At 47.2% G+C, this 16462-nt stretch carries 16 protein-coding genes; 13 read left to right on the top strand and 3 right to left on the bottom strand.

Going from position 1 to position 16462, the window contains the following annotated elements; all coding sequences use genetic code 11:
* Positions 1-55 precede the first annotated feature (55 nt).
* Both KNO91_RS09600 and KNO91_RS09595 read left to right on the top strand, forming a co-directional pair.
* Entirely contained in the window at positions 56-853 is a 798-nt protein-coding gene (locus tag KNO91_RS09600; protein ID WP_214794796.1) for an enoyl-CoA hydratase, read from the top strand.
* Positions 854-935: 82 nt separating this feature from the next.
* Positions 936-1991 (top strand): enoyl-CoA hydratase/isomerase family protein, encoded by a 1056-nt coding sequence (locus KNO91_RS09595; protein ID WP_214817739.1) that lies wholly within the window; start codon positions 936-938, stop codon positions 1989-1991.
* A 42-nt stretch (positions 1992-2033) separates the two neighbouring features.
* Here KNO91_RS09595 and KNO91_RS09590 read toward each other — a convergent pair whose 3' ends face one another.
* Complete coding sequence (locus KNO91_RS09590; protein ID WP_214794800.1) at positions 2034-3038, bottom strand: site-specific integrase; 1005 nt, start codon at positions 3036-3038, stop codon at positions 2034-2036.
* A gap of 101 nt (positions 3039-3139) precedes the next feature.
* On the opposite strand from KNO91_RS09590, the gene hflX reads away from it, so the two are divergent.
* The 4 genes from hflX (at position 3140) to glnA (ending at position 7573) form a co-directional block, all read left to right on the top strand.
* Entirely contained in the window at positions 3140-4387 is a 1248-nt protein-coding gene (hflX, locus tag KNO91_RS09585) for a GTPase HflX (RefSeq protein WP_214817737.1), read from the top strand.
* 2 nt (positions 4388-4389) lie between these two features.
* Complete coding sequence (locus KNO91_RS09580) at positions 4390-5688, top strand: methionine gamma-lyase family protein (RefSeq protein WP_214794802.1); 1299 nt, start codon at positions 4390-4392, stop codon at positions 5686-5688.
* A gap of 92 nt (positions 5689-5780) precedes the next feature.
* Positions 5781-6185 (top strand): MerR family transcriptional regulator, encoded by a 405-nt coding sequence (locus KNO91_RS09575; protein WP_214794804.1) that lies wholly within the window; start codon positions 5781-5783, stop codon positions 6183-6185.
* A gap of 47 nt (positions 6186-6232) precedes the next feature.
* Positions 6233-7573: a type I glutamate--ammonia ligase gene (gene glnA / locus KNO91_RS09570; protein WP_214692727.1), complete on the top strand. Its 1341-nt coding sequence runs from the start codon at positions 6233-6235 to the stop codon at positions 7571-7573.
* A 139-nt stretch (positions 7574-7712) separates the two neighbouring features.
* On the opposite strand, the gene KNO91_RS09565 is transcribed toward glnA, so the two are convergent.
* Together KNO91_RS09565 and lexA are read right to left on the bottom strand one after the other, a co-directional pair.
* Positions 7713-8153 (bottom strand): metal-binding protein, encoded by a 441-nt coding sequence (locus KNO91_RS09565; RefSeq protein ID WP_214794806.1) that lies wholly within the window; start codon positions 8151-8153, stop codon positions 7713-7715.
* On the bottom strand, positions 8153-8773 hold the full coding sequence (gene lexA / locus KNO91_RS09560; protein WP_074033201.1) for a transcriptional repressor LexA: 621 nt from the start codon (positions 8771-8773) through the stop codon (positions 8153-8155). Before lexA ends, KNO91_RS09565 begins: the two co-directional genes overlap by 1 nt.
* 203 nt (positions 8774-8976) lie before the next feature.
* On the opposite strand from lexA, the gene KNO91_RS09555 reads away from it, so the two are divergent.
* The 7 genes from KNO91_RS09555 (at position 8977) to KNO91_RS09525 (ending at position 16405) form a co-directional block, all read left to right on the top strand.
* Positions 8977-9213, top strand: coding sequence for a hypothetical protein (locus tag KNO91_RS09555; protein WP_214787737.1), 237 nt, complete (start codon positions 8977-8979; stop codon positions 9211-9213).
* A 71-nt stretch (positions 9214-9284) separates the two neighbouring features.
* Complete coding sequence (locus KNO91_RS09550) at positions 9285-9929, top strand: YneB family resolvase-like protein (RefSeq protein ID WP_214817840.1); 645 nt, start codon at positions 9285-9287, stop codon at positions 9927-9929.
* Between the two features lie 60 nt (positions 9930-9989).
* The gene (locus KNO91_RS09545) at positions 9990-10223 is read left to right on the top strand and encodes a DUF896 domain-containing protein (RefSeq protein WP_012726456.1); all 234 of its coding nucleotides are present in this window, start codon (positions 9990-9992) and stop codon (positions 10221-10223) included.
* A 199-nt stretch (positions 10224-10422) separates the two neighbouring features.
* Positions 10423-12414, top strand: coding sequence for a transketolase (gene tkt, locus KNO91_RS09540; RefSeq protein WP_214787739.1), 1992 nt, complete (start codon positions 10423-10425; stop codon positions 12412-12414).
* 125 nt (positions 12415-12539) lie between these two features.
* Positions 12540-12773 carry a YneF family protein gene (locus KNO91_RS09535; protein ID WP_012726454.1) on the top strand — a complete coding sequence of 78 codons (234 nt, stop codon included), beginning with the start codon at positions 12540-12542 and terminating at the stop codon, positions 12771-12773.
* A gap of 124 nt (positions 12774-12897) precedes the next feature.
* Positions 12898-14652, top strand: coding sequence for an ABC transporter transmembrane domain-containing protein (locus tag KNO91_RS09530; RefSeq protein ID WP_214817838.1), 1755 nt, complete (start codon positions 12898-12900; stop codon positions 14650-14652).
* Entirely contained in the window at positions 14642-16405 is a 1764-nt protein-coding gene (locus KNO91_RS09525) for an ABC transporter ATP-binding protein (protein WP_214817735.1), read from the top strand. The genes KNO91_RS09530 and KNO91_RS09525 overlap by 11 nt, the downstream gene beginning before the upstream one ends.
* Positions 16406-16462: the final 57 nt, after the last annotated feature.

Below are 16462 nucleotides of genomic sequence, written 5' to 3'. Positions count from 1 at the left end.
GCTAGAAATCAACTTCATGATGAAACGTAATGCAAAATGAGGAGGACAACAAAAAATGAGTAATGAAAAACAATTTTCAAATTGCCATGTAAAAGTCGAAAATCACGTAGCCTATCTTTTCGTCAATAATCCACCAGCAAACGTAATCAGTTCAGAGACGGTTAGTGGATTATCAGCTTGCGTTGATTATGTCGCGAATGATTCAGAGATCAAGGCAGTCGTGATTACAGGGGAAGGAAAATTCTTCATTGCGGGTGCTGATATCAAAGAGTTTGTATCAGCGTTCGATAGTGAAGATAAAGGAAAATTACTATCTGTAGAAGCACAAGCTGTCTTAAACAAGATCGAACAATTAAACAAACCTGTCATTGCTGCGATTAATGGAGCTTGCTTAGGTGGAGGTTTGGAGCTTGCAATGAGTTGTCACATGCGGATTGCTGCAGACGAAGCCAAACTTGGACAACCTGAACTGAACTTAGGATTAATACCGGGCTTTGGAGGAACACAGCGGTTGGCACGGCTCACAAATAAATCGAAGGCTCTTGAAATGATTTTGACTAGTAAAGTCATTGGTGGGAAAGAAGCGGAATCGATTGGCTTAGTCAACAAATCAGTGCCCCTTGTCGAGTTGATGGATGAAGCGAAACAACTTGCCGAAGCCATTGCGCTTAAAAAGAGTCGATTATCGATTGCGGCAACGATGGAAGCGGTAAATAAAGGGTTGGAAACAACATTAGACGAAGGTCTCGCAATTGAAGCGGACCTCTGGGCGAAGTTATTTACAACGGAAGACATGAAAGAAGGAGTCAATGCTTTTATCGAAAAACGTGAGGCAGAATTCCAAGATAAATAATGATTGGATCATTTCAACCTGTTTTCAGCAAGTTTATGTTGTGTAGTAGTCATATTACCTATACTCAAGGCGGTGATCGATAGTGGATACTCGAGAAAGTGTCGTCACAGAAGTTCAAAATGGGATTGGATGGATCAAGCTGAATCGCCCCCGTGCGTTAAACTCTTTAAATGTTGACATGGTAGATACGATGAATGAACTGTTAAAGCAATGGAAGTCAGATGACCGTGTGTCATTGATATGCATCTATGGAGAAGGCGAAAAGGGTTTTTGTGCAGGTGGGGATATGCGAACCTTATACGATTTAAAAGAAAAAGGTAATGAAGCGTACGCCAATCAGTTCTTTTCGCTTGAGTACGGATTAGACAATGCAATTCATCATTATCCAAAACCAGTCGTCGTATTGATGGATGGCGTAGTTATGGGAGGTGGCGTTGGCCTCTCCATTGGTGCCTCACATCGGATTGTCACCGAGTCATCAAAGTGGGCAATGCCTGAAATGAACATCGGTTTTTTCCCTGATGTCGGGGCAAGTTATTTTTTGAATCGAATGCCTGGTTTGGTTGGTACTTACGTCGCGCTAACCGCTAGTGTCATACATGCAACCGATGTACTTTACGTTGGAGCGGCTGACTATTATATGGAGAGCAAAGATTGGCCGAGATTAAAAGAAAGCATGATGGAAAAACATTGGACGCCAAATGCAATTGAAACAGAACTCGATCAACTATTGGAGTCATTTCGAAGCCCTGTTTCTCTTCCTTCGTCAATATCATCGATACAAGACAAAATTGATCATCACTTTCGGTTTGAAACGATTGAAGAAATCATTTCATCACTCCAGGTATCTGCAAATCAAGGTGATGAATGGGCAGGAATCACGATGAGGACACTTCTATCTAAATCACCGACGTCACTAAAAGTAACCCTTCGTCAAATTCAGAAAGGGAAGGGGCTATCTCTTCAAGCTTGTTTTGATATGGAACAAAACCTCGCATTGAATTTTATGAAATGTCATGATTTCTATGAAGGGGTTCGTTCAGTTCTAGTTGATAAAGATCGTTCTCCCAAATGGAGTCCTACTACACTTGACGAAGTGACAGAACAGCAAGTTGAATCTTTTTTCAAAACGGTATAGCTCAGGGTCGTTGACGCGTAATGACAGAACTAGACCCGCCCTTCACGAGAGGGCGGGTCTTTCGTCTGATTTGAATAATTCAGTTCCAAATTCTTCATACGCCTGTTCGTATCGACGTAAGGAAGATTCTTTATGCATACACGTAAGGTTCATCCGCTCGATTGGAGTCATGTCGGTCGCATATGTCTTTAATACATGAGCGTTCCGTAGCATTGACGGGGTGACCGAACGCGCGAGTCTGCTCCGTTCGTTCAGCTGCCGCATCATCTTCGTGATCATGACGATCGTCAATTGCTTCGGTTGATTTTTCGCATACACCCAGCGGAACGTCATCCGTGCGAAATCGAATGAGACGAAGACCGGGTCTTCCGAGTACCAACGTGGTCGTACTGGTGTAGGGATATCAGCCAAATAATTCATGAGTAACGATTGGTCTTCCTGTGACAGTTTCAAGGTGAACTGATTCCCAAGACGGTCATACACGTCAAAGGTGTGGTCGGCCAGATGCAGGTCGCTCATTCGCAAACGAATGATGTGATGGACGCGCAAGCCGTATTTATAGAAGAGCGTCACGATCAGTTCATTCCGATTGACGAGATAGGGATGGGCTTGCAACTGATTCTCGCTCAATCCTCTCGTCGAACGAATCGTATGAACGAGTCGGTCAAATTCAGACTCGAGCGCGATCTGGTCGACGGACAACGTATGTGCCGGTTGCGAGTAGGCTAGCATTTTTTTTCGTAATGGATTTAAAAAGTGGGTCAGGCTATTGATGACCGTGACGATTCGGGCGACGGTCGCCTGTTGATAATGCTTTTCTTCGATTAGAAAATCATTCACGAACGTTTTCCATGATTCGATTGGAACGTCTAACCAGTCCGTCGGTTCGTTCAATTCGACATTGTGGTCGTGAAAGTACTTGTGCACATCAATCAAGTCGTAGCGATAGCGTTTAAGCGTCGAGGGTTGACGGCCGCTTGCTCCGAGATGATACAAGTATGTTTCGATAAATTCGGGGAGCGGATAGTCTTTTCTACGTTTCGTCATGGTCGAGCCTCCTTCTTCCTTTATCCTACCACAAACGGACGTTCTCTATACGCTGATTCGTGGTAAGATGAAAGGTGAGACTTTATGGAATGAGGGATTACATGATAGAACGTGAAAAAGTTGTCATCGTCGGCTGTCAGTTACCGAATGTCGATGATTGGACATATGAACAGTCGATGGGCGAGCTCGTCGAACTCGTGGATACGGCGCAAGGTGAAGTCGTCGCTCGGCTCGACCAAAAACGTCAACAAGTCGACCGTCGTACCTTTATCGGGAAAGGGAAAATTGAGGAGCTCGCGATGCTCGTCGAACAGTTCGAGCCGGATTTGTTAATCTTCAACGCCGAGTTGACACCGGCGCAGTCGAAGAACATTCGCATCGCCTTGAACGACCCGGATGAGATGAAGCTGATCGATCGCACGCAGCTCATCTTAGACATCTTTGCGAGCCGTGCGCAATCGCGCGAAGGGAAATTGCAGGTCGAACTCGCGCAGATGAACTATTTACTACCACGTCTCATCGGACAAGGGACACAGTTATCGCGACTCGGTGGTGGAATCGGGACACGTGGACCGGGTGAGACAAAACTTGAGTCGGACCGTCGCCACATCAAGCGTCGTATCGATGAGATTACGAAACAACTCGAAGGAACGGTCGCACACCGGGATCGCTACCGGGAACGTCGGAAAGAAAATCGCGTATTCCAGGTCGCGCTCGTCGGGTATACGAATGCCGGGAAATCGACAATCTTTAACCGATTGACGGATGCAGATACGTATGAACAGGATGAGTTGTTCGCAACACTTGACCCCTTGACGCGTGAACTCGAACTTCCACGCGGTGGGAAAGTGCTGATCACAGATACGGTCGGATTTATCCGTGATTTACCGACGAAACTCGTTGCCGCCTTCCGTTCTACTTTGGAAGAAGTGGTCGGTGCCGATTTGATCCTTCATGTCATCGATGCGTCGAACCCACATTATTTGAACCAAATCGATACGACGAATGGCGTATTGGAAGAACTCGGTGCGAGTGAGGTCCCACAACTCGAGGTATATAATAAGAAAGACCGTCTTACGGAAGACTTCGTCGGTGGACCCCTGTTGATCTCGGCAATTGCACCAGAAGATATCGAACAGTTGATTGGTGCACTCGAAGATAAAATCTCGGACATTTTGACAAAAGTCCACGTCGTCTTACCGGTGACGGCTTTTGAACATTATCACCCGGCGAAAGAGGCGATGTATCGTCTTGAGGAGAGTTTCTTAGATGACGGCTCGGTCGAGTTGATCGGTTATATGAGAGAAGACACGCGTCTATATGCGACGCTAAAACAATTTGAGGTGTAAGTATGTGGCAAGAAAAGATTGAACATTATGATGCACTCGCGCCGTATGTGAAAAAGGCCGAGGAGCGAGTGAAACCATTTTTTGAAAAGATTGAGGAGACGGCTGAGTTCAACCAGTATCGTGTTCTCGAATCGTTTAAAAAGCACAAAGTATCGGATTTTCATTTTAATCCGACGACGGGGTATGGATATGATGATCTCGGTCGTGACACGCTCGAGTCGATTTATGCAGACGTGTTCGGAGCAGAGCTCGCATTATGCCGACCGCAAATCATCTCGGGTACCCACGCAATTGGGATTGCCTTGTTCGGTGTCCTGTTACCGGGTGACGAATTACTGTATATCACAGGTAAACCTTACGACACGCTCGAGGAAATCGTCGGTATCCGTGGAGACGGTCGTGGTTCATTAAAAGAACTTGGTGTCCATTACGATACCGTCGAATTAAAAGAGGATCGTGAAATCGACATCGACCTCGTTCTTGAACGGATTCGTCCGGAGACGAAACTCGTCGGGATTCAGCGTTCGAAAGGATATGCGAATCGTCGCAGTATTCCTGTCGGAGAGATCAAAGTCGCGATCGAACGGATCAAAGCGGCGCATCCGCACGTATATGTGTTCGTCGACAACTGTTACGGAGAGTTCGTCGAGACGATCGAGCCGACGCATGTCGGGGCAGATTTGATGGCGGGTTCTCTCATCAAAAACCCAGGTGGCGGATTGGCGAAAACGGGTGGTTATATTGCCGGAACAAAAGAATTGATTGAACGTTGTTCTTTCCGGATGACAACACCAGGTATCGGTAGTGAGGCAGGTCCTTCACTCTATTCGCTTCAGGAGATGTATCAAGGTTTCTATATGGCCCCTCACACTGTGGCGCAGGCGCTCAAAGGAGCCCACTTGACAGCTAGTCTCCTGTCTTTGATTGGATTTGAGACAGACCCGCACTATACGACTCCTCGAACGGACTTGATTCAATCGGTGACGTTCCGCGACCGCGAGAAGATGATTGCATTTTGTCAAAGCATCCAAATGGCATCGCCGGTAAACGCACATGCGTTACCCGTCCCGGCCTATATGCCGGGATACGAAGACGATGTCATTATGGCGGCTGGAACGTTCATTCAAGGTTCGTCGATCGAGCTATCAGCGGATGGCCCGCTTCGGGCACCTTATACAGCGTACGTTCAAGGTGGTCTGACGTATGCTCACGTAAAAGTCGCTCTCATGTTGGCGTTGAGCCAATTACACGACAAAGGATTGGTCGAATTCAACGATCAAAATCAACACACGCATTTGTAACCATTCTGTCATGTTAACTTTCTTAACATCTATTGACAGGATTGTTGTCATGTATTATTCTCACATTGTGAGACAGAAAAGGAGGGGTAAGGATGGCTGATCAATTTCGTCGCTCCAACCCGTTGTTTCCGATTGGAATCGTCCAAGATCTGACGCAACTGACTGGTAGACAGATTCGGTATTATGAAGAACAGGGTCTGATTTCGCCTAGTCGGACGGAATCGAAACGACGGCTTTATTCCTTTAATGATGTCGAACGTCTACTCGCAATCAAGGATTACATTGACCAAGGCTTTAATTTGGCGGCAATTCGCCACATGTTAGAGCAAGAAGGTGAGAAGGAAGCGGAAACAACTGCTCCGACCGCACCGGTCAATGAAGCACCAAAGGTTTCGGAAAAAGAGTTACATCATTTATTGAAAACACAGCTTCAAGAAGCCGGCCGTTTCAATAAGACGTCGCTCATTCAAGGTGAGCTTTCGCGTTTTTATCGATAACGACGCACACATCAACCATTACACAATGTGAGAGGGGACATTTTACCATGGCCAGAAAAACGTTCACAAAAGAAGACATTAAACGCATCGCACAAGAGGAAGACGTACGCTTTATTCGTCTTCAATTCACGGACATCCTCGGAACAATTAAAAACGTCGAGGTACCGATTAGCCAATTGGACAAAGCACTTGATAACAAGATGATGTTTGACGGATCGTCAATCGAAGGATTCGTCCGCATCGAGGAATCAGACATGTACTTATATCCAGACCTCAACACATGGGTTGTCTTCCCGTGGACAGATGGCAGCGGAAAAGTCGCTCGCTTAATTTGTGATATTTATAACCCAGACGGTACACCGTTCAGCGGTGACCCACGCGGTACACTCAAGCGTAACCTTGAGAAAATGCAAAAACTTGGCTTCTCAGCGTTCAACGTTGGACCAGAGCCAGAGTTCTTCTTGTTCAAGAAAGACGCATCAGGCCGTCCGACACTTGAGCTCAATGACCAAGGTGGATACTTCGACTTGGCACCAGTTGACCTCGGTGAGAACTGCCGTAAAGAAATCGTCATCGAACTTGAAAACATGGGCTTTGAAATCGAAGCATCACACCACGAAGTTGCACCAGGGCAACATGAAATCGACTTCAAATACGCGGATGCTGTCACAACGGCAGATAACATCCAAACGTTCAAGCTCGTCGTTAAGACGATTGCTGCGAAGTATGGTCTTCACGCGACATTCATGCCGAAGCCACTCTTTGGTGTAAACGGTTCAGGAATGCACGCGAACATGTCACTCTTCAAAGGCGACACGAACGTCTTCTACGATCCAAATGGCGACATGGAACTTTCAGACACAGCTCGCGCATTCACAGCTGGTATTTTGGAGCACGCTCGTGCGTTCACGGCAGTATGTAACCCGACTGTGAACTCTTACAAGCGTCTCGTACCAGGCTACGAAGCACCTTGCTACGTTGCATGGAGCGCACGTAACCGTTCACCGCTCGTACGTGTTCCAGCAGCACGTGGTCTCTCGACTCGTATCGAAGTACGTTCGGTTGACCCAGCGGCTAACCCGTACCTTGCACTTGCTGCCCTCTTGGCTTCAGGTCTTGACGGAATCGAAAAAGATTTGAACGCACCAAAACCAATCGACAGCAACATCTACGTGATGGACAAGCCAGAGCGTGTAGCGAACGGAATCGACGATCTCCCAGCAACACTCTTTGATGCACTCGAAGTCCTTCGTGCGGATAAAGTCGTGATGGAATCACTCGGTGAGCACATCGGCGAACATTTCCTCGAATTGAAAGAAATCGAGTGGGATATGTTCCGTATGCAAGTAACGGAGTGGGAGCGCGATCAGTACATGACGCTCTACTAATAATAGAAGTATGCAAAAGAGCAATGGATGTCCTTCTTCAGAAGGATCGTTCATTGCTCTTTTTGTTGTGCTTCAGATGAAGCAGATATATATAAAGGACCACCTTCCGTGATCAGTCGGAAGGTGGTCCTTTCGTCGGTCAAAATGCTTTTTTTATAAATGTCGATGTATAGTCGAGTGCCGTATGCAATGTCGTCGCGAATACGAGTCCTAGAAAGAACGGCATGCCGTGAACGTCCACCCATGACCGAATCTCCGCCTCATATGCCGTAAAAGGTAATAGCAGGATGAGCGGAAAGCCGATGTACGCAATCCGAATCACATCACTCAAACCAGGTAAATGCGAGAAGAGCGAGCGGTGCGGCATGAGCTTCACATAAGGTAGCCATATCAATTTAAGTGGACCCCATCGATAATAGGCATCTGATTTTAGATCGAGATCCGGGGAGAGCCAGAGTGTGCCGATAATCGCACCGATGATCAATGCGAACGGAACATCGATTTCAAGAAAAGGCGTGGCAACCGCAAGTGCTCCGGTTGCCACGAGATTCGTTCGAGTATGTGTCTTGCCACTAGCCATTAGTGAATCGTCCGGTATACACCGATAACCTTCCCTAAAATCGAAACATTGTCAAAATACATCGCTTCTAACTCATCATTTTCCGGTTGGAGACGAACTTTTGAAGCTTCTTTATAGATTCGTTTCACCGTCGCCTCACCCTCATCGGTCATAGCGACGACAATCTCTCCATTGTCGGCCGTGCTCTGCTGGCGGACGAGCACGCGGTCTCCGTCCAAAATCCCAGCGTTAATCATCGAATCCCCAGAAACCGACAACATGTATACATTATCTGAACCAACGATATGTGCCGGGAGCGGGAAGTGTTCTTCCACGTTCTCGATGGCGGTAATCGGTGTCCCGGCGGTAACTTTCCCGATAACCGGTACGTACATGACGGACTCTTGTTCTTCCATTGCCGGCATATCTTCAGTCAAAATCTCAATCGCGCGAGGCTTCGTCTTGTCCCGACGAATCAACCCGCGTTTTTCTAGACGATCTAGGTGACCGTGTACGGTCGAACTAGAAGCAAGGCCGACGGCTTCTCCAATTTCACGAACAGAAGGTGGATATCCCTTTGCTCGAACTTCATCTTTGATGAAATCAAGAATCTGTTGTTGTCGCGCTGACATTTTTTTCATTATGTTCACCTCGATGTAATCGAATAACCTGCAAACGCATCCTATTCTTTATGTGTCTAGTGTAACACAAGAACACATGAGCGTACAAACATTCGTTCGTTATTTTCTGTTGACCGAACACGGGTTCTTGTTTTATGATGAGAACAGATAAACGAACAAACGTTCTAACGAACATATATTCTTATACAGGAGGCAATGCAATTATGAAAGATACACTCAACGGAATCATTTTAGTCGGAATGCTCTTGGTCGGGATGTTCGCTTTTTATTTGGCAGGAGAGATGCGGGGGGAACCGGCAGCGGTTGAACCAGTCGTCACATCGGAACGCACGATTGAAGAAGAGGTCGCGTATGTCCAGGCAGAATCACTCGAAGCACAGATCATGGCGGAGCGAGAAGAGCATAACGAACGTAAAACAAAATGGTATGCCGCTGAGTGATCGTTCATCATTGCGTACCGTTCTCGAACTGTGTATCGTAAGGAATGAATGCGATGAAAGGGAGTGATGCGATGCGAGTCGTCATCTATTGTCGGGTATCGACGAACAAGTCCACCCAAGAGACATCACTCAGTCGGCAAGTCGATGAATTACAGCAACTGGCTTCGCAACTAGGGGCAGAAGTCATAGATATCATCACGGAACAAGAAAGTGGGTACGAGGTGAATCGAAAGGGCTTGCTTGATTTACTTGACCACGTGTCGACGTCTGATTTGGACGCCGTGCTTGTCACGGACGACAGTCGCTTGGGGCGAGGAAATGCCAAGATTGCCATCTTGCACACATTAATGAAACACGACGTTCGGTTGTTGACGATGCAATCGACATCGGACTACGTCGTTTCCGATGCCGAGAAGATGGTGTTGGAGATTGTCAGTGTCGTTGAAGAATATCAGCGGAAAATTCACAACGCTAAAATTTCTCGTGGGATGCGTCGTGCCGTTGCCAACGGATTCAATCCGCAACGGAACATTCAGAACAACGATCAAGGTGGGCGACATCGAATCGAAGTACCAATTGAAGAGATCATTCAACTGCGCGAACGTGGGTTGACGTTTGCCGAGATTGCGGCAACGCTCCGTGGATTCGGGTATGAAGTGTCGAAAGCGACCGTGAATCGACGGTATCTCGAGCACCAGTCAGTTGCTGAAACTTGATTCTTCCTCTCTGATTTTGTAAAGTATAAGAACAAATTCACTAGAGAGGGGGCGAGTCAGATGTTAGCACCAGGACAATTGGAGCGAATCAATTTCCTCGCCAACAAAGCGAAGACAGAAGGACTGTCTCAAGATGAAATGAACGAGCAACAAAACCTACGCCAAGAATATTTGAAGGCGTTCCGTCAATCGTTCAAGTCGCAAATGATGGGCATGAAAGTCGTGGATCCAGATGGCAACGACGTCACGCCTGAGAAATTGAAAGAAGATCAAAAACGCTATCGTGGCGAGTGATGCTGAATGCACATCCTATTTCGTATAGGATGTGCATTTTTGTTATACACGAACGCTCATCAGACGAACGGATTTCGGTTCATTTCATGCAATTGAAGGAAACGATTTCAATGAATGTGTTATACTAATTAATTAGTTGTGACACACGAATGAGTGTGATAAAATATGACGGGTAGAAAACCTTCTTAACACAGAGAGGATGAAATTAGTGGAAACAACTACTAAAGAATTATTAGCGATTAACTCGATCCGGACGCTCTCAATTGATGCGGTCCAAAAAGCGAACTCTGGTCACCCAGGGATGCCGATGGGTGCTGCACCTATGGCGTTTACACTTTGGACAGACAAAATGCGTCATAACCCGAAAAACCCGAACTGGTTCAACCGTGACCGTTTCGTACTTTCGGCAGGCCACGGATCGATGCTCTTGTATTCGCTCCTTCACTTGTCTGGATATGATTTGTCGATGGACGACCTTAAATCATTCCGTCAAATGGACTCGAAGACTCCTGGTCACCCAGAGTACCGTCATACGGCTGGTGTAGATGCGACGACGGGACCGCTTGGACAAGGGATTGCGATGGCTGTCGGGATGGCCATGGCAGAGAAGCATTTAGAAGCGACTTACAACCGCGACGAGTTCAACGTCGTTGACCACTACACGTTCGGGATTTGCGGAGATGGAGATTTGATGGAAGGTGTTTCAGCGGAAGCAGCATCACTCGCTGGTCACTTGAAGCTCGGTAAACTTGTCGTGCTTTACGATTCAAATGATATCTCGCTCGATGGCGATCTTCACAAGTCGTTCTCTGAAAGCGTAGAAGACCGTTTCAACGCATACGGATGGCAAGTCATTCGTGTTGAAGACGGAACAGATATCGATTCAATCGCAAAAGCAATCGACGCAGCGAAAGCTGAGACGTCAAAACCAACATTGATTGAAGTGAAAACGGTCATCGGATTCGGTTCACCGAACAAGTCAGGGAAATCAGCCTCACACGGTGCACCACTCGGAGACGCTGAAATCGAATTGACGAAACAGTTCTATAAATGGGAAGGCGAATCGTTCTACGTGCCGAACGAAGTATACGACTTGTTCAACGAGAAAGTTGTCGAGCCTGGCGCAAAATACGAGTCAGACTGGAACGAACTCGTAGAAGCATATAAATCGGCACACCCAGAACTCGGTGCACAGTTCGAGCGTGCGATGAACAACGAACTTCCTGAAGGTTGGGACAGTGAGTTGCCGACATTCGAAATCGGTTCGAAAAAAGCAACACGTCAAACGAGCGGTGAAGTGTTGAACGCAATCGCAAAAGCAGTACCGACACTCTTCGGTGGATCGGCTGACCTTGCCGGTTCAAACAACTCGATGATTAAGGGTGCAGTGGACTTCGATGAAGATCCAGCTGGACGTAACATCTGGTTCGGTGTTCGTGAGTTCGCAATGGCGGCAGCTGTAAACGGAATGGCACTTCACGGTGGCGTACTTCCTTACGGTGCGACATTCTTCGTCTTCTCGGATTACCTTCGCCCGGCAGTCCGTCTTGCTGCACTCATGGGACTCCCATCGACGTTCATCTTGACGCACGACTCAATCGCAGTCGGTGAAGATGGTCCGACACACGAGCCGGTTGAACACTTGATGAGCTTCCGTGCGATGCCAAACCTCTCTGTTCTTCGCCCGGCAGACGGTAAAGAAACGATTGCTGCTTGGAAACAAGCTGTGACATCGAAAACGACACCGTCACTTCTTGTCTTGACTCGTCAAGCGTTGCCTGAGCTTGAAGGCACATCGATTGAAACGGCAGGAAAAGGAGCATATGTCGTTGCAGGAGAATCGAAAGATGCAGACGTCCTCTTACTCGGAACAGGTTCGGAAGTACACGTCCTCGTCGAAGCGCGTGAACAGCTCGCGTCAGAAGGTGTGAATGCGGCAGTTGTTTCAATGCCATCATGGGAACTCTTTGAAGCTCAATCTGCTGAATATAAAGAATCTGTCCTTCCATCTTCAATCACGAAGCGTGTATCACTTGAAGCGGGTGCGACACTTGGATGGTACAAATATGTAGGATTCGGTGGAAAAGTACTCGGAATCGACAAGTTCGGGGCATCTGCACCTGGAGACCTTCTTATGAAAGAATACGGGATGTCAGTCGACAACGTCGTCAATGCAGTGAAATCACTTTAATCGAATGCTAGAATGTTGTGGCGGCCGCTCATTTGGCCGTCACTTTTTTTCTGCACGACTAGCGAAGTTGTTCAATTTAGTGTATAGTAAAAAACGATGTTTCATATGGTAGAGGAGGTAAAGCCTTGAGTACATTATTCTGGATTCTTCTTGTCGTGGCAGCACTCATCGGGGGTATCGCGATCGGATTCTTCATTGCGCGTAAATACATGATGAACTACCTTGAACAGAACCCGCCAATCAATGAAGATATGATTCGTACGTTGATGATGCAAATGGGTCAAAAGCCATCACAGAAGAAAGTCAACCAAGTGATGCGCGCCATGAACGTGCAGATGAAAAACGAAAAGAAATCATAATCAGTCATGAAAGCACTTCGGTCTCCGAAGTGCTTTTTTGCTTCCTCTTTTTGTTAGACAATCGAACAAACTTTCGCTACGATTAATGAATAATCTTCATGTAAAGACAAAGGGGGCGTTTCACATTCGTGTATTTAAACAATTATCTTGGTTTTTACGTCTCGAGTGGAGGACGTATGCACTTGGCATCGTCTTACTCGTATTCGTGGCGGGATTAGAATTAATTCCACCGCGCATCATCGGTCGGATCGTAGATGAGATCAACCGTGGTTCACTTTCGTCGAACACGCTTTGGATGTTACTAGGCGGTCTGGCTGCCGTCGGAATCGGAAATTATGTTGCCCGCTTCTTTTGGCGCTATTTTATCTTCGGCGCTTCAATTCGACTAGGGAGAATGCTTCGAAGCCAACTGTATCGGCACTTTACAGATCTTGATCAACGATTTTACAAAAAGTCACGTGTCGGCGACCTGATGGCTCACGCAACAAATGATGTACAAGCCGTATCCATGACGGCAGGGGCAGGGATTTTAACACTTGTCGATAGCGTGACACTTGGAACGTTCGTCATCATCACGATGATTACAACAATCAGTTGGAAGCTCACGCTCGTCGCTTTGCTCCCACTCCCGATCATGGTCGCTCTGACAACGCGATATGGGAAGATGTTACATAGCCGATTTGGGGTCGCCCAAGCGGCATTTTCAGAATTGAATGACAAAGTACAGGAAAGTGTGAGTGGGGTTCGTGTCTTGAAGTCGACCGGGGAAGTCGAACGAGACGTAGACTCGTTCGAGAACTTATCGAGTGAGGTCATGGCAAAAAACGTACGGGTTGCCAAAATTGATGCCCTGTATGATCCAACTATCTTTGGTATTGTCGGTTTGTCGTATATCCTCTCAGTTGGCTATGGGGCGGTCTTGATTGAACAAGGTGAATTGACAATCGGACAAATTGTAAGCTTCACTGCCTATTTGGCACTATTGACATGGCCGATGTTAGCTTTTGGATGGCTCTTCAACATTGTCGAGCGTGGACGGGCGTCGTACGACCGGATTGAACGAATGCTCGCCGTCAAACCAGAGATTCAAGATGACCGGATGGCCGCGACGACACTTGCACACTCAGAGGTGGAAGTCGATGTGCGAAACTTTACGTATGACGATACCGTTGTACTCCATGATGTCCATTTTCGGATTGAGCGTGGGAAGACAATCGGGATTGTTGGAAGGACAGGTTCAGGTAAGACGACGATTGTCCGTCTGTTGACCCGTGAGTATGACGTAAAAGATGGAAAGATTAAAATCGGAGGCATCAATATCCGCCAAGTGAAAAAATCACTGTTAATGGACAAAATTGCGGTCGTGCCACAAGACCATTTCTTATTCTCGGATTCGATTGCGAACAACATCGCTTTCGGAAGACCTGAGGCGAGCATGGAGGAAATCATCGAGGCGGCCAAAGTCGCTGAGGTGCATGAAGATATCGTCCGTCTCCCGGAAGGGTATGCGACACTCGTTGGGGAACGTGGAGTGACCTTGTCAGGTGGACAGAAACAACGTATATCCATTGCGCGTGCGCTCATGACTGAAGCGGATGTCTTAATCTTAGATGATGCGCTATCTGCCGTAGATGCGAAGACGGAAGAGTCCATCATCGAACACTTCCGTGTCGGAAATCCTGATCAAGCTCGTGTCATCGTTGCGCATCGCCTCTCTGCCGTGGAACACTCGGATGAGGTCCTTGTGATCGAAGATGGGAAAATCGTACAGAGGGGGCGTCACGACGAATTGCTTCGAGAAGCAGGTTGGTATCGTGAAACGTATGATCGCCAACAACTTGAAGCGATTGTAGAAGGGGGTGGACATGATGAAGCATGATGTTCAAGAATGGGAAGTCATCAAACGGTTACTCAGCTATGCGAAGCGTTACGGAAAGTCACTCAGTGTCGCCTTCGTTTTTCTATTAATTGCGACAGGTGCTAAGTTGGCTGGTCCTTTTTTAATCAAAGTATTCATCGATGAATTTGTCACTCCCGGTGTCTACCCGACGAACTGGGTCATTGCACTCTTCACGGTCTATATGGTTCTTCACTTATCGGCGATCCTATTTGACTATCTGCAATCCATCTCATTCCAGAAGATTGCATTGAAGATTGTTCAAAACATACGAATGGATATTTTCCGCCACGTCATGGGGATGCGGCTCGCTTATTTTGATCGAACACCAGCGGGCGTCCTCGTATCAAGAATCACCAATGATACGGAGGCAGTAAAAGAACTGTATGTCGGAGTGATGAGTACGTTCGTGCAGTCGGCTGTTCAATTGATTGGGACGTATATTTTCCTATACATATTAGAACCGCCGCTTGCGACGATGGGACTCGTCTTATTGCCGCTCTTCTGGCTCATCATTTGGGCATATCGTCGTTTCTCAACGAAATATTTCGCGCAAGTGAGAGACCTGTTGTCACAGCTAAACGCCCAGTTGAACGAATCAATCAACGGCATGGGGATTATCCAACAGTTTCGTCAAGAAGAGCGGCTCATTCGTCAGTTTGAAGAGACGAATGAGGCGCACCAAGAGGCACGATATCGTAACTTAAAGCTCGACAGCATGTTGCTACGACCAATCATCGAACTCCTTCTTGCTTTCTCAATCATTGGGTTGCTTGGATATTACGGGGTGCTCTCGATGAGTGAACAAGTTCAGGTCGGGGTCGTCTACGCGTTCATCAGTTACATTGAACGGATCTTCCGACCTGTCCTCGATATTATGCAGCGATTGAGTGAGTTCCAACAAGCCGTCGTCTCGGCGGACCGGGTCTTTAAAATCTTAGATACGGATGAACCCGCTCCAGGGAAACAGATGCCGGGCGAGGCAAAGGTTACAGAAGGAGAAGTGCGATTCGAGGATGTGACATTTAGCTACGACGGAGAAGTCGACGTATTGAAACAGATTTCATTCGTTGCAAAACCTGGTGAGACGGTCGCGCTCGTTGGACACACCGGAAGTGGGAAAAGTTCAATCATCAACCTTTTGACCCGCTTTTATCCGTATGGAACTGGTCGAATCACGATTGATGGACAGCCGCTCGAGCAATTTGAAGAGCAAGAACTTCGTCAACAGGTCGGACTCGTATTGCAGGATCCCTTTTTATTCACCGGGACGATTGAAGAAAATCTGAAACTATTCAATCCAAACATCGATTCAGAACGTGCTCGTGAAGCTGCCGAGTTCGTCCAGGCACACACGTTCATTGAGAAGTTAGATGCGGGGTATGGACACGTCGTCGGAGAGCGTGGCGCGACATTTTCGAGCGGCGAACGGCAATTGCTCGCATTTGCCCGGACTGTTGCCCGTAATCCAAAAGTACTCATCCTTGATGAGGCAACGAGTTCAATCGATACAGAAACGGAAGAACGTGTACAGATCGCGCTCGACCGGATGCGCCGTGGCCGTACTACGATTGCAATCGCTCACCGGCTATCAACGATTCAAGATTCTGACTTGATTCTGGTGTTGCACCGTGGAGAAATCGTGGAGCGTGGCAATCATCAACAATTATTAAAACAAAATGGTCTATACAAAAAAATGTACGAATTGCAGTCGGGGCAACGTCTGATGTCTTGAATTGGAAAGGATACCTATTGGGGTGTCCTTTTTCCATGGAAAAAAAGCTCGTCACCA

The organism is Exiguobacterium sp. s59 (assembly GCF_018617475.1).
Classification (GTDB): domain Bacteria; phylum Bacillota; class Bacilli; order Exiguobacteriales; family Exiguobacteriaceae; genus Exiguobacterium; species Exiguobacterium aestuarii.
This window is presented reverse-complemented; position numbering and strand designations above follow the sequence as displayed.